This window comes from Vibrio sp. DW001 (genome assembly GCF_029016285.1).
Taxonomy (GTDB): domain Bacteria; phylum Pseudomonadota; class Gammaproteobacteria; order Enterobacterales; family Vibrionaceae; genus Vibrio.
The window spans coordinates 445460-472340 of the sequence record NZ_CP091976.1; the positions used below are offsets into that span (position 1 = coordinate 445460).

The 26881-nt window shown below is 42.0% G+C and carries 20 protein-coding genes and 1 pseudogene; 8 read left to right on the forward strand and 13 right to left on the reverse strand.

Features of this window, described 5'->3' with window-relative positions:
* Nucleotides 1-244: 244 nt before the first annotated feature.
* The 3 genes from pulA to L3V77_RS19440 all read right to left on the reverse strand — a co-directional run bounded on the left by pulA (nt 245) and on the right by L3V77_RS19440 (nt 8386).
* Nucleotides 245-6262, reverse strand: coding sequence for a pullulanase-type alpha-1,6-glucosidase (gene pulA / locus L3V77_RS19430; protein ID WP_275138262.1), 6018 nt, complete (start codon nt 6260-6262; stop codon nt 245-247).
* Between the two features lie 480 nt (nt 6263-6742).
* Nucleotides 6743-7312: a YdeI/OmpD-associated family protein gene (locus L3V77_RS19435; RefSeq protein WP_275137898.1), complete on the reverse strand. Its 570-nt coding sequence runs from the start codon at nt 7310-7312 to the stop codon at nt 6743-6745.
* A 129-nt stretch (nt 7313-7441) separates the two neighbouring features.
* Nucleotides 7442-8386, reverse strand: a complete 945-nt coding sequence (locus tag L3V77_RS19440) for an alpha/beta hydrolase (RefSeq protein ID WP_275137899.1) — start codon at nt 8384-8386, stop codon at nt 7442-7444.
* 183 nt (nt 8387-8569) lie between these two features.
* On the opposite strand from L3V77_RS19440, the gene L3V77_RS25080 reads away from it, so the two are divergent.
* Nucleotides 8570-9289: an HTH domain-containing protein gene (locus tag L3V77_RS25080; protein WP_342752111.1), complete on the forward strand. Its 720-nt coding sequence runs from the start codon at nt 8570-8572 to the stop codon at nt 9287-9289.
* Nucleotides 9290-9587: 298 nt separating this feature from the next.
* On the opposite strand, the gene ppsA is transcribed toward L3V77_RS25080, so the two are convergent.
* Entirely contained in the window at nt 9588-11960 is a 2373-nt protein-coding gene (gene ppsA, locus L3V77_RS19455; RefSeq protein ID WP_275137900.1) for a phosphoenolpyruvate synthase, read from the reverse strand.
* 167 nt (nt 11961-12127) lie between these two features.
* Here ppsA and L3V77_RS19460 point away from each other — a divergent pair, with 167 nt between their 5' ends.
* Nucleotides 12128-12961: a pyruvate, water dikinase regulatory protein gene (locus L3V77_RS19460; protein WP_275137901.1), complete on the forward strand. Its 834-nt coding sequence runs from the start codon at nt 12128-12130 to the stop codon at nt 12959-12961.
* Nucleotides 12962-13169: 208 nt separating this feature from the next.
* Nucleotides 13170-13763 (forward strand): hypothetical protein, encoded by a 594-nt coding sequence (locus L3V77_RS19465; RefSeq protein ID WP_275137902.1) that lies wholly within the window; start codon nt 13170-13172, stop codon nt 13761-13763.
* Nucleotides 13764-13837: 74 nt separating this feature from the next.
* Here L3V77_RS19465 and L3V77_RS19470 read toward each other — a convergent pair.
* Together L3V77_RS19470 and L3V77_RS19475 are read right to left on the reverse strand one after the other, a co-directional pair.
* A pseudogene (locus tag L3V77_RS19470) lies at nt 13838-13990 on the reverse strand (NUDIX domain-containing protein); the annotation flags it as partial.
* Nucleotides 13991-14152: 162 nt separating this feature from the next.
* Nucleotides 14153-14788 (reverse strand): alternative oxidase, encoded by a 636-nt coding sequence (locus L3V77_RS19475; RefSeq protein ID WP_275137903.1) that lies wholly within the window; start codon nt 14786-14788, stop codon nt 14153-14155.
* A gap of 708 nt (nt 14789-15496) precedes the next feature.
* On the opposite strand from L3V77_RS19475, the gene petA reads away from it, so the two are divergent.
* Nucleotides 15497-16081 carry a ubiquinol-cytochrome c reductase iron-sulfur subunit gene (gene petA, locus L3V77_RS19480; protein WP_275137904.1) on the forward strand — a complete coding sequence of 195 codons (585 nt, stop codon included), beginning with the start codon at nt 15497-15499 and terminating at the stop codon, nt 16079-16081.
* Nucleotides 16082-16154: 73 nt separating this feature from the next.
* On the opposite strand, the gene L3V77_RS19485 is transcribed toward petA, so the two are convergent.
* From L3V77_RS19485 to L3V77_RS19495, 3 genes are all read right to left on the reverse strand, one after another.
* Complete coding sequence (locus L3V77_RS19485) at nt 16155-16625, reverse strand: hypothetical protein (protein ID WP_275137905.1); 471 nt, start codon at nt 16623-16625, stop codon at nt 16155-16157.
* Nucleotides 16626-17156: 531 nt separating this feature from the next.
* Nucleotides 17157-17501: a DUF3316 domain-containing protein gene (locus tag L3V77_RS19490; protein WP_275137906.1), complete on the reverse strand. Its 345-nt coding sequence runs from the start codon at nt 17499-17501 to the stop codon at nt 17157-17159.
* A gap of 387 nt (nt 17502-17888) precedes the next feature.
* Nucleotides 17889-18380: a DUF2938 domain-containing protein gene (locus L3V77_RS19495; RefSeq protein WP_275137907.1), complete on the reverse strand. Its 492-nt coding sequence runs from the start codon at nt 18378-18380 to the stop codon at nt 17889-17891.
* A 95-nt stretch (nt 18381-18475) separates the two neighbouring features.
* Here L3V77_RS19495 and L3V77_RS19500 point away from each other — a divergent pair, with 95 nt between their 5' ends.
* Nucleotides 18476-18865 (forward strand): helix-turn-helix domain-containing protein, encoded by a 390-nt coding sequence (locus L3V77_RS19500; RefSeq protein ID WP_275137908.1) that lies wholly within the window; start codon nt 18476-18478, stop codon nt 18863-18865.
* A gap of 102 nt (nt 18866-18967) precedes the next feature.
* On the opposite strand, the gene L3V77_RS19505 is transcribed toward L3V77_RS19500, so the two are convergent.
* A complete protein-coding gene (locus tag L3V77_RS19505; RefSeq protein WP_275137909.1) occupies nt 18968-19450 on the reverse strand; it encodes a GNAT family N-acetyltransferase in 483 nt (160 codons plus the stop codon).
* Between the two features lie 174 nt (nt 19451-19624).
* Between L3V77_RS19505 and L3V77_RS19510 the strand changes: the two genes are divergently transcribed.
* Both L3V77_RS19510 and L3V77_RS19515 read left to right on the forward strand, forming a co-directional pair.
* Nucleotides 19625-20728, forward strand: coding sequence for a mechanosensitive ion channel family protein (locus tag L3V77_RS19510; RefSeq protein ID WP_275137910.1), 1104 nt, complete (start codon nt 19625-19627; stop codon nt 20726-20728).
* A gap of 204 nt (nt 20729-20932) precedes the next feature.
* A complete protein-coding gene (locus tag L3V77_RS19515; protein WP_275137911.1) occupies nt 20933-21940 on the forward strand; it encodes a Gfo/Idh/MocA family oxidoreductase in 1008 nt (335 codons plus the stop codon).
* Between the two features lie 62 nt (nt 21941-22002).
* On the opposite strand, the gene aroG is transcribed toward L3V77_RS19515, so the two are convergent.
* Nucleotides 22003-23058: a 3-deoxy-7-phosphoheptulonate synthase AroG gene (aroG, locus tag L3V77_RS19520; protein WP_275137912.1), complete on the reverse strand. Its 1056-nt coding sequence runs from the start codon at nt 23056-23058 to the stop codon at nt 22003-22005.
* A gap of 325 nt (nt 23059-23383) precedes the next feature.
* On the opposite strand from aroG, the gene L3V77_RS19525 reads away from it, so the two are divergent.
* Nucleotides 23384-24031 carry a hypothetical protein gene (locus tag L3V77_RS19525; protein WP_275137913.1) on the forward strand — a complete coding sequence of 216 codons (648 nt, stop codon included), beginning with the start codon at nt 23384-23386 and terminating at the stop codon, nt 24029-24031.
* An 11-nt stretch (nt 24032-24042) separates the two neighbouring features.
* Here the strand turns inward: L3V77_RS19525 and L3V77_RS19530 are convergent, their stop codons facing one another.
* Both L3V77_RS19530 and L3V77_RS19535 read right to left on the reverse strand, forming a co-directional pair.
* Entirely contained in the window at nt 24043-24918 is an 876-nt protein-coding gene (locus L3V77_RS19530) for a DMT family transporter (protein WP_275137914.1), read from the reverse strand.
* 486 nt (nt 24919-25404) lie between these two features.
* Nucleotides 25405-26787 (reverse strand): NCS2 family permease, encoded by a 1383-nt coding sequence (locus L3V77_RS19535; protein WP_275137915.1) that lies wholly within the window; start codon nt 26785-26787, stop codon nt 25405-25407.
* Nucleotides 26788-26881: the final 94 nt, after the last annotated feature.

The window sequence follows — 26881 nt, forward strand, 5'->3', positions numbered from 1 at the left end:
CGCAAACAGGCCGGATATGCATTGAGTACCATGACTATACATTCAGAAGTAGTAGCATCGCTAAAAATGGGTAAAGGTTCTTGGCATGATCAAGATATGAAGTGGGGCCATCAGCACCAGCAGCTGTTTTTTATAAGCAAGTTGCAGTAACAAACCAGTATTTCTCTACGATATCCACACTTAAACCGATAAAAAAGCCCAGACTATCAGCGAGTCTGGGCTTTAACATTATTAATAATGCCGGTTAATTAAGCTTGAATAGAAGACCGCTTAACGCAGGAATAACAAGCGTCGTTTTGTTATCATCAACCGATATTTTTTCATCGGTCATTAGATTGACAAGCTCGGTCGCATCCTTAACTAGGCTCATATCAAGGTCAAACTCGGCTGCATTAGTCGAAACATTCAAGATATATACGATTTGCTGATCGTTGTAGACCTTCAAATCAGCGTAAATATTTTCTGACGTAAGCAAGTTAATGCGGTTGCCTTTATATAGTGCCGGGTTGTCCGCCCTTATCTGCATAGCCTTGGCTAACCAGCTCTTAATACCTTTCTGCTTATCATCAAGAGTGACGCTATCAACGACACCCTCAATCTTGCCGCTGGTGCGAGAAACATGATCGTCACACTGCCCCACATCGACGCAGCTCTCAGTCACTTTTGCAGAAAAGCCTGCTAGTTCGTCACCAATTTCATCGCCATAGTAGAACGTAATTGGGCCAGAATATGCAGTCAAAAAGCTAAAGGCAGCTTTATGGCGTAGTGCGGCGTCTGACAGATTCCCACGCTGAATTAAGTCACCAAATCGAACAAGATCATGGTTACCCAACATTAGATTCGGTAACGCATGGAACGGATATTTTTCCATCGCATTCCAATCTGCGTTTAGCTTAGTCGCATTGCCCGAAGCTCCGGATTCATCCACCGCTAGAGCTTGAACCACACCGTAACGTAATGGGAAATTGAATGCAGACAATAAGCCCGGTGACCCATTCGCACCATAGGTGGTACTCGCAATTTCATCCGCACCTTTCCAGGTTTCACCGACCATATAACCCAGTGTTCCCCATGCTTCACCAGCCATTTTATTTGCTTTAGCCGCCGTTTCTATTGCGGTACGTATGTTAGCCCATGTGGCAACCGGTACTTGGTAAGCTTGATCTAAACGCCACCCATCAATTTTGTACTCTTTAATCCAGTATGTCGCCACCTCGGTAAAGAAGGCTTCACTACCTGTATCTGGATAGACAACAAGTTGGCCGGGGTAGCCGCTTTCACCTTCTTTGAGTGTAGGCGTCAAACCTGTCGGAGAAGGCGCAATACTTGTCAAGTTTGTATGCCCAAACACACCATCAAGAAACACATACATGCCTTTAGTATGAGCCGTATCAATCAGCTCTTTGAGCTTCTCATTTGTTCCAAAGTTTGGATCCACATTAAAGAAATCACAGGCGAAGTAACCCGTTGCGTCTAACTTCACATCACCACTTGCTCCCTTACAAGAGTTAAACACTGGCGTTAACCAAACCGCATTAACATTAAGGCTTCTAATGTAATCTAGGCTATCAATAACACCTTGTAAGTCACCTTTGTGGTGAGAAGAACCGTAACCTTGCTCATAGTTAATCGTGTCGTCACCGTTAACAAAAGACTCCACCATCACTTGATAGATTCTGAGATCACAACCAATACCTTCACCCTGATAACAGGCATAAGTCGGATTGATTATCAGCACAGGTTTGGACTTATTACCAGAAGCATCAACCGTGATTTTATAGGTACCCGGCTGAGTAACGACCAACTGAATATTACCGTTAGTATTCGTTAAAGCCATTGAGCCATCTGCGATCGTAACCTGATCATAGCCAAAGTTAACGCTGCCCCAATCGGCATCTGCTAGTTTGAAGGTATACGTTTTAGCTTCTAAGTTTAGCAGTAACTGATAGGTTCCATTGCCCGTGTAGGCCATGCTATCTGTTGTGCCCCAACTGTTCATGTCCCCTCTAACGAGAAGAGCCGTTTCACCATAAGTAGGAACGTCACCCTCAATAATATTCGTCGTCAATTTTGATAAACCAGCACCTTGAGCCCCCACTTGTTTTTGAACAAAGACAGCGGCAGTTAGGCCGGGAAGTGTAAATTTCCCTTCGGAAAAGGTGGCTAGTTTAAGTTTGACGTCATCAGAACTTGCATGAACGGGGTGAAGTTCGAAGCCTGTTACCCCTTCAACTGAAACCGACTGTTGTTGTGAATGGCCATTGATAGCAACGACCATAGCGTCATAGTTACTGTCTAAATCGGTACCTGCTTTTGTCCCATCGTCCACACTCATCACGATAACACCTGCTACCGATGCTGCCCCAGAGTTTAGAAACTTAACTCTGTCCACAATGTCTTTTTCACTGGTCAATTTGAGCAGTGGTGTAGTAGATCGAATCTTAAGAAGCTCTTTAAACCTTGCATCCGTCCACTCAATATCGGTTGGTTTTGCTATCGTATTTGGGTTACTTATGATGGATTTAATGGTTTCCCAGTTACCTTTGTCTTTATCGGCGCGCGGTAAACCTACATTCCAATTGTTGGTTTGCTTGGAAAAATCCACTTTGTTGTACCAATCACCAGAATCATAGCTATCTCGCTCCATTGATTTAGAACGAAGTAATTCTGACCCCATATGTAAAAATGGCACGCCTTGACCCAACATGACTGGCGCTAACCCTACAATTTGCATACGCGCACGGTCACCCGACGTTACCGAGTCTTCCGCTTTGTATTGGTTTATATCCCAAAGCGTTTGATTATCGTGCTTAGAAACGTAATTGATAGATTCTTGAGGGTCTTTTGTGTAACCGGCACCATGTCCGCCATACTTGAATTCTTTCCCAGAAACAGTACTGCCACTCGATGTTGTTAGCGGATATTCCTGTAGGTTTCCAGCCATACCATAACGAATCAGATCCATATTGGACTTCACTTTGGCACTGAAACGATTTCCTGCATTCGCAAACCCAGGGTTATCTCGCGCCGTATCGCTGCCACCTCTAACACCATCACGAAGTCTATCGTTATAGGTTCCTATCCCTGTCCCTGCCATTGGCCACTGAGTGGCATTTTCACCGCGAACACCATCCTGTACCTCACCAAAGTTCCAGCCTTCTCCATAAAACCAATTGTCCGGATCAACCGCTTTTGCCTTCGCGTAGATTTTTTCCATACTCGACTTCATCAAGTGCCCCATGAGGTCGAAACGGAAACCGTCTATTTTGTATTGTTCAGCCCACATCGCAACGCTGTCTTCTACAAGCTTTTCAAACATACGGTTTTCAGAGGCCGTATTATCACAACATGTAGAATTGGCAACATTTCCTGTTTCTGGGTCTAAACGGTGATAGTAACCAGGGACCGTTTTATCCAGTACCGATTTATCATATAGACCCGATGAAAAGGTGTGGTTATACACCACGTCCTGTACCACTCTAAAGCCCATATCGTGCAGCTTCATTATCATTTGTCTATATTCTTTAATACGGCTGACACCATCACTTTCTACGGCATAGCTACCTTCGGGCGCACTGTAATGATATGGGTCATAACCCCAGTTAAAGCCATCTAATGGGCGAATGTCTGCCATGATCTCCTGTGCTTCACCCGTCGCAGGGTCTGCATTATCTAGAAGAGAGCGAATCGTTACTCCTCTGGATACCTCATTAGAACAGAGAGAAGCCTTAGGATTAACGGTACACAATTGGGCGACCGTATTATCAATCTCTATACGTTTAGTTGTGTCTTCATCGACAGAGGCTAAATCATAGCTTGGTAATAAGTGAACGGTTGTTAGGCCCGCTTCTTTGAGGCTCTTTAAGTGAGTGACACTGTCGCGTTCATCTTCCGTAAAGGCTAGATACTTACCGTCGTAAGATTCGTTACCTTTTGCATCATTTTGACTGAAATCACGGATGTGAACCTCATAGATGATGTTGTCTTCTGGAGCCGCTATTTCTGCAATCGTCTGAGTATCCCAACCTGCGGGCTTAGTCTCTATCGCATTGAGGTTAACCAACTGAGAATACTGACTAGAAGTGCTTAATGACAACGAATAAGGGTCGGTTGAACTCATCCATTCAATGTTACCTGTTTTGGGATGATAAGCATTAACACGATAGCGGTAGAATACATTCTCTAATTCGGAGCTCCCTTCGTATGTCCAAACACCTGTGATTGGGTCTTCAGTCATCGCAACAGGTGATTCAAAACGCGAAGATTTGTCTGCGTTATACAGATAGAGCTCTACTTCTTTGGCCGTTGGAGCCCAGAGTGCAAACATTGCTTTGTCGCCGTCAACCCAAGAGCCCAATTGTGCTTCGTCGGCATCGGCTTCGTTTGCGGTATATATAACATCTATTACACCTGGTATTTGCAACTTAGTTGCCTCTAGTACGTTACCTTCATCATCCTTAGCCACGACGACTAGCTGTTTCTTAAGCAAAGCTTTTGCTTTTTCTACCGTGACATCGAGAATCAGTTCTGCACGACCAGTGAGGTGCGGGAACTCGGGATTATTCGTTTCACCATCCAAAGTCAAAGCAATACTTTCAAACGCTTCTGGTACTTTGATGTTCCCGCCACCATCGGCTTTAGCCCACAATTCGTAGACCGTTGCCTCTACTGCCTCAGACCAAGCAATTTTGTTTAATTCTAGCCAGTGCGCAGATGCGCCGTTAAGCGTCACCTCTCCCTTTGGCAGTGGTGGTAATTCCGTTACAGCGGTATAAGAAAAACGGCTCTCGCCATCAAAGGTATAGATAGTGTTACCTTTACTGAGATCCAGTTTCAAATCACCATCACCTAGGCCCTTATCATTGCCTTTATGTACGATAAAATTCATACAACTGCCGTGAGCTTCTTTCAAGTCTATCTCGAATTTAGCCCCGTAAGTGGCATCTATTGCAACAGGTGCCAACGGTTTGTCCCAAGTAACGCCTTCTAAGCCAGCGTCAGAGATTGAGTTGCACACATCATTATTCCAAATATGAAGTCCCCAATCGGTGTATGTATTATCACTACGTTTGTAATAAACAACGGTCTCTGTATAACGAGGTGTTTCAGGATCGACAGGCGTACTTTTGTCTGCAGCCTTTTTAGGTTCAGGATCCAAGCTATCGGTAATGCCATCTCCGTCATCATCATTTGACGTAAAGTCACCGATACCATCACCATTGGTGTCTAAATATTCAAATTTGTCCCGTGGGAATGCATCAACAGGATTCTCATAACCATCGCCATCAATGTCTGTATCATTGTCATCAGCAATATTATCTCGGTCTAGATCTGGTGACTTATCTTTGTCTTTATCTTTAGCGCTTTCTGGTGGCATATCTTCAGCATCATAAGCATCGGTATTCAGACGTTTTTCGTCTTTATCGGACCATCCATCATTATCATCATCAGTGTCTTTATGATCACCGATTCCGTCTGCATCAAAATCTTTACTTTCTTTCGGATCATCTGGGAATACGTCGTCAGAATCGGCAACACCATCTGAATCGTTATCGCTTTCAACGATAACTTTTCCATTTATATCAACACGCAGAGATTGATTATTTAGATCGTCTCCGGCACTGATTTTTTCACCTAAAGATTTTGCTCCACTAACCAATTTTTCAAGCTCTTCGGCTATCGAAGTAGAGTTGTCTGCCAAATCTTTAGGTAGAATCTGCGATAATGCTTTTGCCGAATTTGCGACGACCGTTATTTCGTCTGCAATATAGTTTTGCTTAGGATCTAAATCTGGGATAGCCAACTCTTCTCGTATCTGAGTGAGCGCTTCTTCTTCTGTTGCCCCTTGCGCAATTTTTAAACTGAGCATTGTCGTAATGGGGCTTATCTGCGAATAGCCTTTCGGGGCCATCATCATATAGCCCGTCGTTAGCGTTATCTCGGGGTTGTCTTCATCAATCGTTTCCCCTTTGATAACCTGTGTCATTAATGAATAATCAGTAGGGTTTCCATTAAAACCACTTAGGTCTATCGTTGCCTTACCCAACGCTATTGTTTTGGCATTGGGTTCTCCTTCATCGAAGGTATAATTTTCATTTACATCTAGCCAAACCAAAGCGTTTCTTAAATAGCCATCCATAGCTTGAACACTAAGTTCTGTATCCGATACTTGTTGTACAGAATCTGAACTACTATCGTTGCAACCTGCAACGATTCCAAGCGACATGAAAGCCAGTGTGAGTTTTTTTAGTTTCATCTCTATCACTTTTCTTATGAGTTTTTTGCACTAGGCACTACCCTTATTTTTAGTGCCTTCCTCTGGTGATCTACGTAACTATCACCATTGGCAGAGGATATAACTAACCTCAAAGTATTAATTCATCCTATTCATAAGGCGCAGTGGGAGGAGGTGGAGGGAGTAGAAGCGGTTAAACATTAAGCAAGTCACACTTTGTTCATTTACCTATGTTGCTAGTTTTCTGAACACATATACAAAGCGTCTTAGCGCGCACATTTAGTAGGGCAACGTGACCTCAGATATGAAATAAAAGAACAATTGAGCAAAATAGATAAAAGTGATCCATATCATAATTTATCTTTTGTTAATCGACATTTAAATACTCTAATTCTCTCTACGATGAATATCTAGTGTTCACAACGTGAAGAAAAGTGAGAGATCACCTCTGGACAAATACATTCTAGACCTCGGGCTTGAACTCATCTGTTCCACAGGTCGCCATATTTACTTCTTTCGCAAGGTTGGTATTTTTAGACACGCTTCAGCTGATGCAATCAATATGCATAGCCTTTTAAATTGTGTTTCTTTTTTTTTCGCACTCATCACCCACCAAATCGAATCTCTTTTATAGGATGGTGCTAAATGAGTAAAGAACAACCAAGCGGGTTCGTTTCGCCTGATCTGTTCTTCATACTCTTTGGCAAGTGGCACATTTCTCTGCTCGGAGGAATAACCTTCTGTATCGGTTCTGTTGTTAAAGATGTTGATTCCTTCTGGCTTCATCTTTCCAAGTTGCATTAATGTTTTTACCTTCTTTATGTTCACAGCACTCCATACGCTTTTTGCTTTGCGCGGAGTAAAGCGAATCTTATAGCTTTCTTTATCCATTGTTTTTCGTATGCCGTCAATCCACCCAAAACACAAAGCGGTGTCAACCGACGTAGACCACGTAAGGTTTGCGCGCCCGGAGCTCTTTTTGTAAAAACCGACCCAAAGTTCACTAACTTCAGCATGATGCGTTTCTAACCAAACGTTAAATTCTTCTTGGTTTTTGAAAAAAATCAGATCCGCCATCTTATTGTCTCCTTAATTAGCCACCAATAGTTAACCACTAATTTTTGCATCGGCGCGCGTTGTTTACAGTATGCCAATATACTTTCCATCCGTTTGGAGGCTCCGTTTCGCCTAGAGGCGCTCTTAGGGTTAGGTTGTTGCCTGATGTCCCAACCACTCTAAAATTGCTTGGTTTGTTTCTTCTGGCTTTTCTTGCTGGATCCAATGACCACAATCTAGATTGACGACGTCTACATTAGGTACAAACTCTATTAGTTTTTCAGACTTCGGGATCATATCCCGGTCGCCATAGATCATGAGCGTAGGTTGCTGGATAATTGGGTTCACTTCCGCCAGTAAGCGCCAGTTTCGATCAAGGTTTCTATACCAATTTATGCCGCCAGTGAACCCTGTTGATTCAAACGTTGATACGAAAACGGACAATTCGTTGTCGCTCATTATCGCCTCACCGAGTGGTGCTTCTGCTCTGGCGAGATTGATCATCGCCATGCCCTGCTCTGGCTCTCTCTGCGGCTCATTTTTCCTGTACAGGTTGCGAAGGAACTGGAATGTATTCTCCTCCAATATGGCATCTGCGACGCCTGGACGTCGATTAAAGTGGACAAAATAGTAATCACTGCCAAGTATCTGTTCCATGAACTCGATCCAAGGGGTTTCTCCACGCTCTTGGTAAGGCAAGCTCAGATTTATCACTTTGTTAACACGGTTTGGATGCAATAAGGCCAGTCCCCAAACGACCATCGCCCCCCAATCATGACCAACAAAGGTGGCATCTTCGTATCCGTAATGATCGAGAAGTGCGATAAGATCACCCGACAAGTGTTCAATATCATAGGCCGTTACCTTTGTCGGGTGAGATGAGTTGCCATAACCCCTCTGGTTTGGAACAATGACATGGTAGCCCGCTCTTGCGAGCGCGGGTATCTGATATCGCCAAGAAAAGGCATGTTCTGGCCAACCATGACAAAGCACAATGGGGCTTCCTACATTTTGCAGACCCGCTTCGAAGACTTCAAGTTTCACACCATTGACTGAAATAAGAGTGGGTTTAGGGAAATCGGTTGGATCAAACATGACTTTCTCCTTTATCTATTTTAGATGTTCAAACAGCACCTCCTTTTTGGATGGCGCACGTTTCAGCGTCAGCGATTTACGGATGTACATGACACCTTCGTCATCTCCTTGCTGACGTGGACAGATAAAGTATATAAGGTAATGGTGACAAATAATGGCACCATTGAATAGGAACCTTACGAAATGAATATTCGCCTACGACAAAACACCATCGTGCGCATCCTTCGCCGCAACGGTACTTCGACGGTCGCCGACCTAGCGGACGAGGTTGGTACATCTAGGCGTACAGTATTACGTGATATCTGCACACTGCGCGATGAGGGCTTTGTCATCCATTCTGAACCTGGACGCGGAGGGGGCTTACAACTTGATCCACGCTCTATTCAAACCACAATTCGACTCTCGGTCGCCGAGGTCTTTGCACTTCTCATCAGCGTTGCATCGATGTATGCAACTGGAGGTATTCCGTTTTCGGGGCTCGCCGATGTAGGGCTTGCCAAAATAGAAAGCGCATTACCATCAGACAAATTAGGCGACCTGCGCCGTCTACTGGATTGCTTGTATGTCGCGAAACTTGCACCGCAAGTGGACATAACCGACATGGGAGAAATGGACCCCGCGCTACTGCCTGCTTTCGAGACAGCTTTTCTACAACGACTGTATTTACGCTTTCAATACCGTGACGCAAAAGGAGCAGTAACCAACCGCTATGTTGAGCCGCAAGCTATGTTGATCTTGCCACCACTTTGGTATTTGGTCGCCTGGGATCCTGCATGTAGTGATTTCCGCCACTTTCGAATGGATCGAATCAGTACACCTGAATTCGTCGAAGGGGTCACATTTTTACGACGACATGTGCCGTTCGAAGATCACGTATCTCCAATTCGCAATCTCGCTCGCTAACTTTCACAAACTTTATTCATTCGTTTGTTCAGGTCGGTCGAGTTGAGACAGTGATGATACAGGCAATAAGGAAAGAGACTTTAGGCAAGCTTCTCATCATTAAAGACGTCGAAATACGCAATGAAAAGACATCTACAGAAGATCAACTTAAACAAGTGAATCATGGGAAAAAGGATTCAAAGCATAAGAGTGAATGCTTCGTGTAAAAGTCACGCCGAATTAAACGAAGCAGTAACATTGGATGAAGGGGATATTGTAGACTTGGGTCTGCAATATCCGCAACTAGGCGCTTCAAAGATTACTTTTCTAACTGTTTACCTAAAGTTAACCATGTATCAACTACGGTATCAGGGTTAAGAGATATAGAACTAATACCTTCATCAATTAACCACTTAGCAAAGTCTTGATGATCTGACGGGCCCTGCCCGCATATACCCACATATTTACCCGCTCGATTTGCTGCATCGATAGCCATTTTCAACATTGCTTTTACGGCCGCGTTTCTTTCATCAAAGATATGTGCCACATCGCCAGAGTCTCTATCCAGTCCAAGAGTCAATTGAGTCATATCATTAGATCCAATTGAAAAACCATCAAAGTATTGAAGAAAATCATCAGCCAACACAGCATTAGATGGCAGCTCACACATCATAATTACTTTTAGCCCTTTTTCACCTCTTCGAAGGTCAAATTTTACTAAAAGATCAATCACTGAGGATGCTTCGCTTAGTGTTCGGACGAACGGGATCATTATCTCCACATTCTTAAGACCCATATTGTTTCGAACTCGTTTAATAGCTCTGGTCTCCAATTCGAAACAGTCTTCAAAATCCGATGATACGTATCGTGATGCCCCTCTAAAACCAAGCATAGGGTTCTCTTCATGTGGTTCATACTCCTTTCCTCCAATAAGATTGCTATATTCATTAGATTTAAAGTCAGACATCCGAACAATCACCCGCTTAGGCCAAAATGCGGCCGCTATCGTAGATATACCTTCTGACAACTTCGCGACATAAAACTCAATTGGGTCAGCATAACCACGTATCAGTTGATCAATTTCTTTTTGTGTCTCTAGTGACTGTTTATTGTAATTAATCAAAGCTTTAGGATGAATTCCAATCATCTTGTTGATGATAAATTCTACACGAGCCAAGCCAACACCTTCATTTGGCATACAAGCAAAACCAAATGCTCTATCTGGATTACCAACGTTCATCATCACCTTTGCTGGCAATTGCGGTAACTCATCAACCTCTGAACGTCGAACGTCAAAATCCAACTCTCCCTGATAAACAAACCCGGTCTCCCCTTCCGCACAAGAAACCGTCACTAGCTGTTGGTCATTTAATTGTGAAGTGGCATCATGGCAACCGACGATAGCTGGGATCCCAAGCTCACGGGCAATAATAGCGGCATGACAAGTTCGACCACCTCGGTTGGTTACAATAGCAGACGCTTTTTTCATCACAGGTTCCCAATCGGGATCTGTCATATCCGTTACTAAGACATCGCCTTGCTGAACATATTCCATTTCACTCAAATCTTTCACAAGGCGAACAGGACCAAAACCGATCTTCTGACCAATAGACCGCCCCTCAACAAGAATATCGGCTTTGCTATTGAGTTGGAACCTTTCAATAACTTTAGTATCGTTTCTTGAGCAAACTGTTTCTGGTCTAGCTTGAACAATAAATAGTTCATCGGTCAAGCCATCCTTAGCCCACTCAATATCCATTGGGCAGCCATAGTGTTCTTCGATGATCATTGCCTGATGAGCTAATAGAACGATCTCTTGTTCAGTAATTGAGAACGTTTCTTGCTCGGCAATACTAGTACTGCCGATCTCAACCTGCTTCCCTAATTGTCGACTGTCTCCATAGGTCATTTTTGTTAACTTAGAACCCATGGTCTTCTTCAAAATTGGATGAAACCCCATACCCAGAATAGGTTTGTGAACATAAAATTCATCTGGATTCACTGCTCCCTGAACAACCATTTCACCCAATCCCCATGAGGAGGTAATAAATACGACCTGATCAAATCCGGACTCGGTATCCAAGGTAAACAGGACGCCTGATGCGCCTTTATCAGAGCGAACCATCCTCTGAATACCCGCAGACAACGCGACACCTCTATGGTCAAATCCCTGATGAACACGGTACGAAATGGCTCTATCGTTAAACAATGAAGCAAATACATGCTTAGTCGCTTCAATGACAGAATCTATCCCACAGATATTCAAAAACGTCTCTTGTTGTCCAGCAAAAGAAGCATCTGGCAGATCCTCTGCCGTCGCTGACGAACGCACGGCAACAGACATACTATTATCACCATCGATAAGCTCAGCATAACAATGGCGAATATCTTGCTCTAACGATGGAGGTAGCGGAGCTTGTAACACCCAATTTCTGATCTTTTCACCAGCTTCTCTTAAGGCTACAACGTCTTCCACATCAAGCAGGTCTAAAATTGAATGAATACGTTCATCCAGTCCGTCAAAATCCAAAAACTGATTAAAGGCATACGATGTTGTAGCAAATCCGTTGGGGACGGACACACCTACTTGAGCTAAATTCGATACCATTTCACCGAGTGACGCATTTTTTCCACCAACTTTATCCACATCATTCATTGATAAAGTATTGAACCAAAGTACGTTCTGTTTCACGTTGTTTCTCCTGAGCTGTGTCGCTAATCTTGTAGGGGGAAAGCAATTATTTCCGTCGTCATCTTGTTGCAAATATCCAATATCGAACAGAAAACTGATTTGCATGGTGTTAGTATCAGTATTATTCTTATACAAATATAAAATATTTTTGAATTATTCAACTTATTATGCAAAATTTAAACGAAAGACGTGATGTGTTTTATATTTCTGATGGAACCGCTATCACATGTGAAACTTTAGGCCACGCTGTATTGGGTCAATTTCCTTTTATTGTCTCCGAGCAAACGATACCGTTTGTCGAAAATAGCATTAAAGCTCAGGAAGCCGTTCAGCGTATAAATCAGGTGAGCAAAATAGCGGAAAACAAACCTGTTGTTTTTTTATCAACGGTCGTTCCCGACGTGAAGTCGGTCATCATGACCGCTGATGCCCATATTTATGATATTTTAGGTACGTTGGTTGAGCCAATTCAGAAAGATTTACAACTAGAAGCTAAACCTAAGTTGCAGCGCTCCCGAAGCGTAAATAAGGATGAGAAAGCGTACTTCGACAGAATTTCGGCAGTAGAATACACGCTAAACCACGACGACGGTCTTTCAGTTAAAGACATTGACCAAGCAGACCTCATCCTGTTAGGCGTTTCGAGGAGTGGAAAAACACCGACAAGTTTATACATGGCATTGCAGTTTGGCGTTAGAGTAATCAATTATCCATTTATTAGCGAAGACATGCAGCAACTCAAATTATTACCATTATTTGAAATGCATCGACATAAACTATTTGGCTTAACCATAGACAGTGAACGACTTTCAGAGATAAGACATCAACGATTAGCAAATAGTACCTACGCAAGTGCACAACAATGTAGTAATGAACTAAAGTCTGTTGAGCTGCTCTTTAGAAAAGAAGCCATCCCTTACCTCAATACTTCATCACTGTCGGTAGAAGAGATTTCAGCAAAAATATTGCAGTTAACTGGATTAAAACGAAACTTGTTCTAATTGACTATCAGAGTGGCTTTAATCGTTCTCTGGCTTCATCCAGCATATCGATGCCACTGACAATTATATAATTCATAAAAACCAATTAATGTTTTTGAGATACTATTTAGTCTGACAGCTCTCTCCGCTTTTCAACGACATGACTGGTATCTTGAGAGCCGGGTCTATTTATCTTTCATGGCTCAGCATTAACACAAGTGAGTTAGGTATGACCCAGATAGATCAACATCAGCACGTAGAAAACCAGCAAGCAATCAACAGCGACGACGGAAAAGAAGCCATGACGGCTATCGCTTTATATGAAAACCACCTAAAAGACGGCTGTCAGCAACTTCTGACCTTGAACCAAATTCTGTTAAAGGCTGAACGTGGGCAAAGGCGCAGGCAAACCCTCAATCGACTGAGCTGGATTTGTGGCCTGTCCGTTCTTGTCATTATAATCAGTTATCTCACCGTGGGCGTAAACCTGATAACAGCAATCGGCCTTCTCGTTGCCTACTTTTCAGGTCTGATCCTGCACGATAAGCTATCACCCGCGATGATTGTCCCTGAAGAGACGAATCAGTTGTACACGCTTAACAATCAACTCAGGGAAGAAATCAGCTCAGCGGAAGAAAATACCAATGGCTTACTCTTCCGCCTGCTTAGACAGACCAACTTGTTGGAAACGGCTAGAAGTAGAGGGTTATTACTGGAAGATAATAAGGTCGATCTTTATCAGCTCGAGGCTAACGGGTTATACCAGTATCTGGACGCCATAAACCTACTTATGGAACACAAAGACCGACTGAAAGGACTGTAAAAAACCGAGGTAATTTTGACACTTGTTATGTAACGCCTTAAGAGTGTACGTTAAGCCGCTCGCATAACTCCCATAACATATTGATGACTCTGCCAGTTTTCATGACTAGCATAAAATATCTTAGGCAACATACACATAGAATCTAGTTGCATCCAATCATTGCCTGTTAATGAGGTTTCTTCATACAACTCTCGTTTTGCAGCATCAAGCGAAGATTCACTGTCTTCATCCATACGCTCGACAGAGTAATAGTGCAGAGAGCTCACCAATACTGATAAGACATCTATACTGATCATTCTCGGCAAGTGTCTATTGATAAAATATCCACGATGTTAAATATTATTCAAAAGACACTGATTATCGTGGTACTTGCTCAATACAAATAACAGTTAGTATTGATGTGCAGGTAAATCTCTTTTTTCATAAGCATCTGCAAATGAATGGTTTTTATCACGATGCTTAGCTTCATCCATACGGATCCTCAAAATGACATCGTATAACGTTGCGTCTGCTGAAAGCTGGTAATAGTCGATAGCGATTTGGGGGGCTGTAACGTTTTCAACCTCTCCGTCATCAATTTTACCAAGATACTCTGTATAGCTTTTACAAGCTTCTTCTTCAAAATAACCGACGACTCTATGAGCAATTTTTGAGGACAATAGGTAAATTACAGTGTAAACCAATATAAATACACCTTGGCCAATAAGAACCAGAGCTCTTTCAATCCAGCTCGGTTTAGCAACATCCAAAAATATCATTAAGTGCATTCTTTCATTTTCTGCTTCATCCAATAATTCTCGGATCCAACCTTCATCGTCTTTCATGCGCCTTAACGCTTTCATATGGTTGAACATACCAGCGACCATGCCTGGAACAGCAGCGATGGTTTCTAAAATGACAGCACGCTTGGCATACTTGCTTCCATAGAAAATGTTGAGCGTAAACTTCAGGATCTGAGTGATTTTATAGGCCACTTTCTCAGATATTTTAGTGGCTGGTTTATGACTTAATTCAAAATGTGACATGGGAAACGCCTCTTATTCTCAATAACAACTTCAAGATACAGTTTTTTTGAAAAATAAACTCAATTATTTTTTAATTTATCAAATTTATTTGTAAATAAGTGTGTTTCAAAGGCAGTGTAAAATGCGTTGAACTGCGATTTTTTGTATTAAAGTGTCATTAGAAGGGGAATTGTCGGTCTAATTATCGAGCGGCTTTGTCGCAATCAGGATATCAGTCAATTGTTACACTGGCTATGATTTAGGCGGCTTTCTACAAGGTTTGTAATTTATCAACTCTCAGTACTGTTGTGTTCATATTCTGTCTTCGCTATATACTGCGAGTCGCTTGGTAATCACATAAAGTCTGATCATTTTCAAACTCATTTTTGGACATAAACGTTTCAGAATCTTCGGACGATATCTACCTTTCGGATAACTCTTCATATCCCAAAAAATTAGTCGGCACATCTATCTCAGATGTCGATGGTGCAATCTTTTGGACATTTTAAGTACCATGGATAAGAAACTATTGATATGTCTCATGCAACATGTATTGTCTTATTTCAAACTCTAATCTGTTCTGCTCTAATGGAACCGTACACTGAATTGAGAGACAATAATTGTCAGAATGATGAGGTGAATGATGACTCAGAAAACACTACTTTTTTTGACATACCAATGAATTTCAATCAAAACTAAATTCGTTCCGCTAAATGTTTAGGACTCACTATGAAAAATAAAGGATTTTCTAGACGAAGCTTTATTGTAGGTACACTTGGTTTTTTAGGCGGAGTAGCCGCTACCACGTCACTGTCAAGATCGCTTCAGAAAGTTACAGCATTTTGGCTAAAAGTACTTAACGAGCCGTCCACTCTTACCAATGTTGAAGTGGATGTAAGTCAATTAGCTTACGGCGAATCTATGGCTACAACATGGAAAAACAGAACTATTTACATAGTAAGAAGAGACCAACAGGTAATCGACCTTATAGACACTAACCCTGAACATTTTTACGATTATGATTCTGAGAATTATCCTCTCGCAGAAGGATTAACTATAGACCCCACTCTACGCTCAATAAATCGCGAGTATCTCGTAGTTGACGGGCACTGCACTCATTTAGGCTGCTCTTTAACCCCTGTCAGGATTGAAGAAAACCCTGAGCTACCAAATGGTGGTTTTATTTGTGGGTGTCATAAGGGAAAGTTCGATTTAACAGGGCGAGTTCATCGAAACACACCTCCACCGATGAACTTGGTAGTGCCTCCACACCATTTTAAGGACGACAAGGTCATCGTAATAGGTAAAGTATAACAAAAGCTTGTCAGCGGCTTTTCTAAACTAGCATTTAACGGGTTGTGTTAGGTACCGCAAAATTTATAACCTATTATTCATCCACTACAATTTCATTAAACTCGGCTCTAAGTCTAATCGAGTCAATCAGTTCTTTAGGATAAAGTTTATGTGGAAATGGGCTAGTTTCAATTGTAGTTAGTTGTGAGCGTCCATCGATAATCCATAATAAAGTATTCCCAGATTCGAGCGCACAGAGGATTATACCGTTGTCGAGTTCATCACAATGTTTCAATTGCATCTCTAATTCACTCTCGTCATAGCTTACATTTTCTAGTGTATAATATTGATTATTATTGTTTTTAATTCTAACAATAATTAATTTTCCATCTGTTTTACCAAATAATAGTTGGTAACCTTCAGGCAGCTTAACACCATTAGGGAAACTATTTGAACTTCTAATAACCTTATATATATGGGCTAAATTCTCATAATATATAGTACTTGTACTGATAGTTAGAACAAAGAACAACACAACAACTATGCGTTTTTTAATTTTCATCACAAACCATACCGTTACATCCAAAATCCTTTCTCGATAATGCTCGCCTTGAGAAAAGGGTATGAATCGATCAATAATCGTTAGATATTACTTTGATTAGAAAAACTTGGTCAAATGGTAGTTTGATGAAGTGAGATATCAAGTGCCCGAAACACACAATGGGGCAATTCTGAGTTACATCTACAACCAATTCAATTGTACACACGCTTTGAGTAGATTCCCTTTTTCAAGGGAATGAACAATTATTGGCTTTGATATAGCGTCGCACCTAGCGCATTTCCGGAAGGAGCGTCCCTTCTCCACACACAACATAGCCCCTTCCCAAAAAGAAAAGAGGCGTCGTTTTTTACTTCTTAATCACTCCATTCAAAAGAATCATGATGATGCTATCAGATGAAGTGCACCGCCTTGCTTATTAAAAATACTTACAATGAACCTTCGTTTTAGTACTGGTACTACCGCTTGTTGTTCTCAATGACAAAAAGCCAACAGACCGAGATCTGTTGGCTTTTCAAATTCTAAAACTACGGGATTTTAGTCGTTGTTGTTATCACGGGCGTCGAAGTGATAATCAACATTCACGATAGCGCGGTAAGAGATTTCACCGCGAGCTTCAGAGAACTCTTCAATTGTCACCGCTGTGTCGTCTAGTTTAAGGTTAGAGACCGTATTTTCTCCAATGGGTGCCAATTTGAAACGCAATTCAGAATGGCTCGCTGTTTCTAATGCGTCAACGTAGTCAAACCCGGCTTCATATGCCGCCGCTTTAGAAGAGAAACTGTCTGTTGATAGATTTGCTTCACTATAAACCGTTTGAGTACCGGCAAATGCGGTTGCGCTAACGAGTAGCGTGGCGGCTAGAACTGTTAATTTTTTCATCTTATTTACCCTTAAAGTGTCTGTTAAAATGAGTGACTACTTATTGGGGTAACTGCCCCTCTCACTCGATAACGCTATTATTCACTATTTATATGTGACGTACATCACACATATTCACCATTCATCATGGACAATTTAGCATCAATAAAATGAAAGTTTTAAAGGAGAGAAGTTTAGCCACAGTTTGGGCTACAGTTGGTGAGCGGTAAACAATTTAGTTTAATATCAATGAAGGACTAAACAAGCTGATCCTTCATTTGAATGACAGAGTGCAAACTATCATGGCTCTGGGCAAAAGCTTGTTAGTAACTTTGTTAATTTAACAATCGATGAATGATTTTTGTATACATCATATAGCACTTAGCCATGAACAATACTGTTTAGAAATTAAGTTAAGTTCGTTAATACTAAAGTGCTCCCAAATAGACCGACTCCGTAAGCGCTGTGTGCTAATAAACTCAACCATCGCGCTTTCCAAGGTTTCGGGGTTTTACTTGCTGCTACCCCGAAGCCAAGACAAGGCTGAATAATGCAGAAAGGAAATACCAAAGTTACAACTCCAGTGAGTAAAGCAGGAATGAAACTTGGAACTGCTAGCCATACTTCTCCCCAAATTAATACATGAATCAACGCAAAAACAATACCTATCAAGTAATGCAATATCCAACCTAATAGGTTTTCGCCCCTAACTTTTGGTGTCACCATGATTGGGCGGTGTACCAACTGCCCTCTTGGAATTAAAACAAGCCAACGAGCTACAAGTGCATAATTAAGTGGTGGAATTCCAAACGTTTTTTTTTGCAGCCAAGCCCATATATCCATAGTTAAGGTGCCACCAATACCAATCAATATGGCTTGCAACCACATTAAAGTTCCCATTCAATATCACTCCCGTACTTTGTATTTTATCTAGACATTGTTATATTAAAAGCACCATACCACTTGAAGTCGACTTTAAGTCAATAGTACATTTTATGGATATTGCAGACGTTTCTAGGGAATCAGGGCTAGCTCCTTCAACACTAAGATATTATGAGAAAATAGGTCTTATTCGTTCTAATGGAAGAAAAGGGTTAAGGCGACAATACTCACCAAAGGTTTTGAATAAACTAAATATTATCTCACTGGGACGTATTGCAGGGTTATCGCTAAATGAAATCTCAACGATGTTTGATACGTCAGATGAATTAGCTATTGATCGAACTTTACTTGCGCAAAAGGCAGTAGATATTGATATTCAGATCAAGCGCCTGAAAGTAGTGCGAGACAGTCTTAAACATGTAGCGACTTGCCCACAACCTTCTCATTTAGACTGTCTATCATTTCAAAAATTGATGAAATCAGTTAAGCGCCATTTGTCTTGATATTTGTAAGGATAAACGTGGGCAAAGGCAAGTCAGGTGTCTGTTGCAGCATCACTGAGAGGGAAAGTAATTATGTATCGACAGAGATGCTGGTGAATAGCCTTAAGTTAGTTTCCTATGCATTATATAACTATCAACGTAACCAAGCCTTTTATGGCGATATGCGTGGGGAATAATACCAATAATAGAAAAACCTATTTTTTTCCATAGGTTTACCGCTATTTCATTTGTAGACACAACCGAATTGAATTGCATGGCTTCAAATCCGAGATTGACGGCTATCTCAATTGAATGGACACATAATTTCCTAGCAATACCTTTACCCCGCACATTCTCATTTACTATGTAACCACAATTGCAGATATGATCACTTGGCCCCTGAGCATTTGGTTTGATGTAGTAGGAACCAAGTACCTTGCCGTTCTCGATATAAACATAGGTTTTTAGTGGGGATTGGCACCATAAATCGTATGCTTGTTCATAAGTCATTTCAGGGTCAAACGCGTAAGTTTCTTGAGCTTTGATTACCTTTTCAAAACAAGGCCAAAATTGCTCGAAGTCTAACTTTTGGATCTCTCTAATCATGAGAGCTCTCCCTTTTTCCAATAGCTGCTGTACCTAGGTCAACCTAATTTAACTTGATCTCACATTCATTAACATAAGTTAAGTTCAAACAAATTCTAAATAGTTACTTTCTCTAGAGAAAAACCGCAAAATCTGCTAGTTTTTCCCTACACTCAAAAAGGATGTCACCACTCAATGGATTCTATACTTGCGCAACTACAAGCTTATTTTTCTCAGCCTAGCCAAGATTGGGGTAATGACGTTCTTCTCATTACAGGTATAAGCTTTGTTGCTTGGCTCGCTTGGCGGATTATCTATGGTCGACTAGAGGTGATTGCGAACAAAACCAAGTTTCAATGGGACAACGTAATTATCAGTGCTTTAAAAACACCGATAAGTACACTACTTTGGTGTTGGCCTGCAACCGTTTCTATCGGTTTGGTCATGCAGAGCTATATAGAACACTCTCTCGATTGGCTAGCTACGCTCAAAATGTTGCTTGTTATTGCCATATTCATTTGGATTATCCTCCGACTTATCAATAACGTAGAAGAATACGTACTTCAACAAAAAAAACGGGATGAATCTACGGTTCAAGCCATAGCTAAAGTGGCAAGGCTATTGTTCATCATCATGGGTGTCCTCTCCGTCATGCAGACTTTAGGCTTGAGCCTGTCTGGTCTTCTCACTTTTGGCGGGGTTGGTGGCCTAATCGTAGGTCTGGCGGCAAAAGATCTACTATCCAACTTTTTTGGCGGCATGATGCTTTACTTCGACCGCCCTTTCAAACTAGGCGATTGGATACGTTCACCAGATAGGCAAATAGAAGGCACGGTTGAACGAATTGGCTGGCGAATGACTATCATTCGAACCTTTGATAAAAGACCTCTGTATGTACCTAACTCCGTTTTTACTAATATCGTTGTTGAAAACCCGTCTCGCATGTCGAATCGACGAATTTATGAAACGATTGGTCTGCGATATGAGGATGCGCACAAAGTCGATGGCATCATCAAAGATGTAAAGATAATGCTAGAAAATCATCCCGATTTAGATATGTCTCAAACCTTGATCGTTAACTTTAATGCCTTTGGCCCATCATCATTGGACTTCTTTATCTACTCATTTACAAAAACAGTAAACTGGGTGCACTTTCACGAGGTAAAGCAAGATGTACTATTAAAGGTAATGGGGATTATTCATGACCACGGAGCGGATGTGGCCTTCCCAACTCAGACTTTAAAAGTAGAGCAATCAACCCCACCCAGTGGGTTCCCTTTCCCATCAATGGGAAAATAAAATTTTTGACTCTACACGACCAATGCTCGAATAAACGCTGCTACAGCGTTCGTCTCAATCATGTTGTTTAAAAACACCACCGAGACAGGTATGTCATTAATTGGGTGAGAAATTATTCCTCTTTTTGGATCTGATGTTGCCGTTGTTTGAGGTAAGCCTCAAACGCTTTCTTCGCATTACTGCAAAATAACGACATTCTTTAAAATGGACAACAATAACGACATGGAACAGATGATCAATTGGGGCATCATTGCCCCGGGACGAATAGCCCATCGTTTTGCACAAGGGTTTACTTCAATCGATGATGGGAATCTTTTTGCTGTTGCGAGCCGTAATGTTGAGCGAGCAACACACTTTGCCAAGCAATATGACATACAGCATGTCATGGCCGACTACGAAGAGATGATCCAACATCCGGACATTGACATAATCTATATCGCCAACCCTCATCGATACCATCATGAAACCGTTAAGAAGTGTCTTCTTGCAGGTAAAGCCGTGCTTTGTGAGAAGCCTTTAACGGTGACTGCAAAGCAGAGTATTGAGCTATTTGATCTAGCAAAAAAACAGAACGTCTTTTTAATGGAAGCCGTATGGAGTCGATTTTTACCCTGCTGGACCCAAGTAAAAACGTGGTTAGAAGAAGGAATGATCGGAGAAGTTCAACTCCTACGCTCTACATTTGGTTTTCAACCTCCTAAAGATGAAACCGATAGGCTCTTTGATATCAATCTTGCCGGTGGTGCCCTTCTCGATACTGGAATCTACAATATCGCTCTTTCTGAGTTTGTATTGGGCAGGCAGCCAGAGAGAATACAATCCGCGGTTTTGGTTGGCGAGACCGGCGTTGATGAACGCTGTACCGTGACGTTAGATTATGGCGACGTAACCAGTCAGTTCACTTGTACCTTCTTGAGTAAGCTAGACAATCAATTTCACATCATCGGTGATAACGGGACTATTGTAGTTGACGGGAATTTTTGGGATGCCCGCAGTGCAACTTTAACCACCAACGTTGGTGAAGTACTTAAATGCAACAAACCACAGCGCGCAAGTGGTTTCGAGTATCAGGTAGATGAAGTTCATCGTTGCTTAAGGAATGGGCAGATCGTTTCTGACAATATGCGACCAGAAGTAACCATTGCCAATATGAAAGTGATGGATCAAATATTAGACGAGGCTGGCGTGGTGTATCCATTCGTAGAAAGATAATGAATAACGTGTATAAAAAAATCCTGCTTTATTAAGCAGGATTTTTTTATTTTTAAACTTAACTACTTCATTTTACGGCGCGTTACTACTGCATCAGCCAATTGTCGAAGTACTTGTTCGGTATCATCCCAACCAATACAAGCGTCGGTAATTGACTGACCATAGCAAGCGGCTTTTCCGTCCACAAGATCTTGACGACCTTCCACTAGGTGCGACTCAATCATAACACCAAAGATGGCATCTTCACCGTTAGCCATCTGTTCAGCAATATCTGTTGCAACGACCATCTGGCGCTGAAATTGTTTAGAACTATTGGCGTGGCTGAAATCAATCATCACTTTTTGCGGTAAGCCCGAAGCCGCCAATTGAGATTTCGTGGCCTGCACATGCTCTGCACTGTAGTTTGGCTCTTTACCACCACGAAGAATGATGTGACAGTCGGGGTTGCCCGCCGTTTCGATAATCGCAGAATGACCGTATTTAGTAACAGAAAGGAAATGGTGCGAAGCCTCCGCACTACGAATTGCATCTGTCGCAATCTTAATATTGCCATCGGTACCATTTTTGAAACCCACTGGACATGAAAGGCCTGAAGATAGCTCTCTATGTACCTGAGATTCCGTCGTTCGCGCGCCAATAGCACCCCAACTAATAAGATCGGCAATGTATTGCGGCGTGATCATATCTAAGAATTCACCCGCTGTCGGCATTCCCATATCAGTAAGGTCGAGAAGAAGCTTACGACCGATTCTCACACCATCGTTTAACTTGTAGGTATCATTAAGGTATGGATCATTAACCAGCCCTTTCCAGCCTACTGTTGTACGAGGTTTTTCAAAATAAACTCGCATAACAATTTCAAGACGATCCCCTAGCTCATCACGTAAAACTTTCAGTTTTTTTCCGTAATCGAGTGCCGCTTCAGTGTCATGAATTGAACACGGACCTATAACAACCAATAAACGGTCATCTTTATCGTTTAAGATATTGGAGATTGCCTTACGAGCTTGATAAGTCGTTGTGGCCGCTGTTTCGGTCGCTGGGAACTTCTCTAATACCGCGATAGGAGGAAGTAATTCTTTTACTCTATTAATTCTTACGTCGTCAGTTTGATGCATTTCTAATACTATTCCTATTCATATTTGTGAGCCAGTTTGATATAGATACAACTGACTTCATCCATTCTCTATTCTTGTAACTTATCGAGTAAAAAAGATAACTTCAACCATTTTTTTAATCAAAGTTCAATAAAGATATCAAATTTACACTTTACACGACTTGTAACGTTAACTTTACACTTCATTTGTTGACACTATTTTCAGATATTTTGACCATTGCTTACCCATTAGAGGTTAAGAACCTGAGTATTTGGGTTATATTTTAGCGTCAAGCATAGAAATCACACGTACAAATCATTATGGAACCACGCCTTAGGTGTTCGCTATGAAAAAATTCGATATTACATTTCTCCATACCAGCGAGATTCATGTTAACAATTTTCAAATATTAATAGATGAGCTAGCGCCAGAACTAAAGACTCATCACATTGTAAATGAATCATTTCTACTTCACGCTCAGAAATACGGCGTTGATTCAACATTGACTGAGTCATTGAATGCAATGTTATTGCCTTTCAGTGAACAATCTCGATTACTTCTTTGTACCTGTTCTTCTATAGGTTCCGTCGTCGAAAAAATGTCGTTTCATAATGATTGTTCATTTCAACGTATTGATAGAGCAATGGCGAACGATGCGGTTGAAAAATACCAATACATACTGGTCGTTGCGGCACTAGAAAGCACCATCGAACCAACCAAAACACTTTTAGAAGAGTCATGTATTACAAAAAACAGACAGCTTAGTATTGACTTTATCGTGGTCAAAGAAGCGTGGTCGTATTTTCTTTCAGGCCAACAAGAGAGGTACCTGATGGCCATTGTCGACGCTGTACAGCAAAAACAGGTAGGCTATGATGCGGTGGTTCTTGCGCAAGCTTCCATGGCTGAGGCCTCGACTAAAGGGACGTTTTCAATACCGGTATTAAGTAGCCCTAAACGGGGTATCATTCATGCAATAGACGCATTAACCTGAACCCAATGCTATTATTGCCACATCACCAAGGTGGCCGCCATCGCGATCATAATAAGCGCCATAATGTCTTTTCTTTTTACGCTTTCTTTAAGCCAAAAAAAGGAAATGAGCATGGTGAAAAACACCTCCACCTGTCCCAATGTTTTTACATAAGGTACCGTCTGAAGAGACATCGCACTAAACCAACCTAAAGAACCAACAAAACTGGCAACGCTGGTCATCACCACTAACTTTGGCTTGCGAAACATAGCCGTTAATGTCGCCCTGTCTTTCAGCAACATATAACTGGTCAAGATGAGTGTTTGCAGAAATATCACTGAAAATAATACCCATGCAGCGCGATGTGGAAAGGGTACTGATAAACTTAAGCTCGCCTCACGGGCCCAAAGAGACGTTAAAGCAAAGGCACTACTACACGCAAGTCCCAATAGTGCCGTACTTTTCGATAGGCTCCGGAAGCCTTGTGGACAACTGAGAATTAATACTGCGATCCCCCCGATTAAAACGCCCACCCAACCCAAGATCGGTAATGAGGTACCAAAAAATAGAACCCCTATCAGCGCGGCCATGGACGCTTCACTTTTTGCTAGCCCAGCCCCAATTGCAAAATTTTTCTGCTTAAACAGAACGACCATCAATGCTGTCGCAACAATTTGCATGATGGCGGCACCAAATACATAAAACAGCGAATCGCTGGTCACGAGAGGCAGTCCCGCTGGCTGCCAAACATAAAGAAAAACGAGATAAAGCAATGCTAAAGGGCTTGCCCATAGAAAACGAGCTAAGGTCACTCCAACAACGTTAAGCTCAGCGCTAAGTTTACTCTGAAAAGCATTACGCCAAGACTGACTAAAAGCAGCGAGTAAGGTAAATAATATCCAGCTCAAAGTGGTTATTCATCCATTAAATTAAACAGCTATCTTAGGAGCAGTTGATATTAAGTGACACTGTAAACAGGAGTGACAACTTTATATGATTTACTTCACCACAAACCAAGATACCAAGCTAAATAGGTTTGTAATCAACATGCATATGACTCCGTAGACCAATCAAGACGTCCTTGTACGCTTAATAATGGGCAAAACGGAAAACTATATTGCTTCAATATTGTCTCGACGACAAGCCCGAACATCGCAATACACTCTATCGAGAGTCGGTGAGCTGTCCATTGGTGCCTGTTCCATCATATCCATATTGTTGTTCCGTTAATTCTCTAGATGGGTATGGTTCCAGTCACGCGCTACTGGATTGAAAAAATCGGCCTCTAACACAGTTAGAGGCCGATTTTTTCATTTACTTCGTCAAAATTCTATCTCACTTAGTTGTACTCTGCCATCACCCTCTTTATAAAATAAAGAACGGATACCGCCATTTTAGATAGCCCAACCACCAGCATAGAATACAACGAGTACGACCGCAATCAACACAGTGCCCACATTAAGACGATTGAATTCACCCGCAATAACACGGCCAATAACCAACGAGCTGAAGCCCAACATAATACCGGTAACAATGTTCCCTGTAAGTACAATAAACACGGCACACATAAGACCCGACAAGGCGTCTACAGAATCGCTCATATCAAGCTTACTGACATTACTTAGCATTAGTAGACCAACATACATCAATGCCGGTGCCGTTGCATAAGAAGGCACAAGATAGCTTAGAGGCGCTAAGAACAACATTAGTAAGAACAAGCCACCAACGATCGTCGCGGTTAGCCCTGTTTTACCACCTGCAGCGGTGCCCGCGGCAGATTCGATATACACAGCAGCGGGTGCACCACCGACAAAACCAGCAAACATGCTACTGATTGAATCCGATGTAAGAGCCTTACCACCATTAATGATTTGGCCGTCTTTATCAAGCAGGTTCGCCTGACCAGCTACCGCACGTATTGTACCTGTCGCGTCAAAGATTGCCGTCATAACCAGCGCCAGAACACTCGGGATTACAATCGGGTTAAGCGCGCCCATAATATCCATGGTACCCAGCAATGATTCACCTTCAGCCCCGAAAGAAGGCATAGCAAATAAGCCTTGATACGTTACGTTAGGGTCGAAAACCAAACCAAAGATAGAGATCGCAATAATGACGAGTAAAATGCCTCCAGGAACGCGACGACGCTCTAGACCGAAGATTGCAGCCAGACCAATGACGGACATCAGTACAGGCAAAGAAGTGAACTCACCAAGTCTTACAGGCAAACCTTCGTATGTGTTCTTCTCAACTAACCCTACGCCATTTGCAGCAATAAGTAGCAAGAACAGGCCGATACCAATACCTGTACCATGCGCAATTCCGGTAGGTAAATTAGTAAGGATCCACTGACGAATACCTGTCACAGTAATGGCAGTAAACAAAACCCCCATCAAGAAGACCGCACCAAGTGCAACAGGGATACTTATTCCCTGCCCTAACACTAGGCTAAACGCAGTGAATGCGGTTAAAGAGATGGCGCAACCTATCGCCATTGGTAACTTAGCCCACAACCCCATTAACAGAGAACCAAACGCCGCCACCAAACAGGTCGCGATAAACACGGCACCTTGGTTAAACCCGGCGGCGCCTAACATGCTCGGCACGACGATAACTGAATAAACCATCGCAAGGAAGGTGGTTAACCCTGCAAGCATTTCCTGTTTAACGGTACTACCGCGAGCCGAAATTTGAAAATAACCATCTAATCCGCTTTGTTGCGCGAGCTCTTTTGGTATATTGACTGGATCACTTTGTATTGTACTATTTTCAGACATGGTGATATTTCCTTGTTAGTCATTGAGTTCAAAGAGTTAGTATTAATTAACTCGTCAAAATAAGACATACCCTTTACAACTCAGAAAGTGTGTA

Bases quoted from the DNA above. Each gene is read 5' to 3' on its own strand.
- L3V77_RS19490 (WP_275137906.1), bottom strand. From the start codon at position 17,501: ATGAAAAAATTAACAGTTCTAGCCGCCACGCTACTCGTTAGCGCAACC.
- L3V77_RS19500 (WP_275137908.1), top strand. From the start codon at position 18,476: ATGGATATTGCAGACGTTTCTAGGGAATCAGGGCTAGCTCCTTCAACA.
- petA (WP_275137904.1), top strand. From the start codon at position 15,497: ATGAAAAATAAAGGATTTTCTAGACGAAGCTTTATTGTAGGTACACTT.
- L3V77_RS19515 (WP_275137911.1), top strand. From the start codon at position 20,933: ATGGACAACAATAACGACATGGAACAGATGATCAATTGGGGCATCATT.
- L3V77_RS19435 (WP_275137898.1), bottom strand. From the start codon at position 7,312: ATGGCGGATCTGATTTTTTTCAAAAACCAAGAAGAATTTAACGTTTGG.
- L3V77_RS19535 (WP_275137915.1), bottom strand. From the start codon at position 26,787: ATGTCTGAAAATAGTACAATACAAAGTGATCCAGTCAATATACCAAAA.
- L3V77_RS19525 (WP_275137913.1), top strand. From the start codon at position 23,384: ATGAAAAAATTCGATATTACATTTCTCCATACCAGCGAGATTCATGTT.
- L3V77_RS19495 (WP_275137907.1), bottom strand. From the start codon at position 18,380: ATGGGAACTTTAATGTGGTTGCAAGCCATATTGATTGGTATTGGTGGC.
- L3V77_RS19505 (WP_275137909.1), bottom strand. From the start codon at position 19,450: ATGATTAGAGAGATCCAAAAGTTAGACTTCGAGCAATTTTGGCCTTGT.
- L3V77_RS19475 (WP_275137903.1), bottom strand. From the start codon at position 14,788: ATGTCACATTTTGAATTAAGTCATAAACCAGCCACTAAAATATCTGAG.
- L3V77_RS19465 (WP_275137902.1), top strand. From the start codon at position 13,170: ATGACCCAGATAGATCAACATCAGCACGTAGAAAACCAGCAAGCAATC.
- aroG (WP_275137912.1), bottom strand. From the start codon at position 23,058: ATGCATCAAACTGACGACGTAAGAATTAATAGAGTAAAAGAATTACTT.
- L3V77_RS19510 (WP_275137910.1), top strand. From the start codon at position 19,625: ATGGATTCTATACTTGCGCAACTACAAGCTTATTTTTCTCAGCCTAGC.
- L3V77_RS25080 (WP_342752111.1), top strand. From the start codon at position 8,570: ATGAATATTCGCCTACGACAAAACACCATCGTGCGCATCCTTCGCCGC.
- L3V77_RS19460 (WP_275137901.1), top strand. From the start codon at position 12,128: ATGCAAAATTTAAACGAAAGACGTGATGTGTTTTATATTTCTGATGGA.
- L3V77_RS19440 (WP_275137899.1), bottom strand. From the start codon at position 8,386: ATGTTTGATCCAACCGATTTCCCTAAACCCACTCTTATTTCAGTCAAT.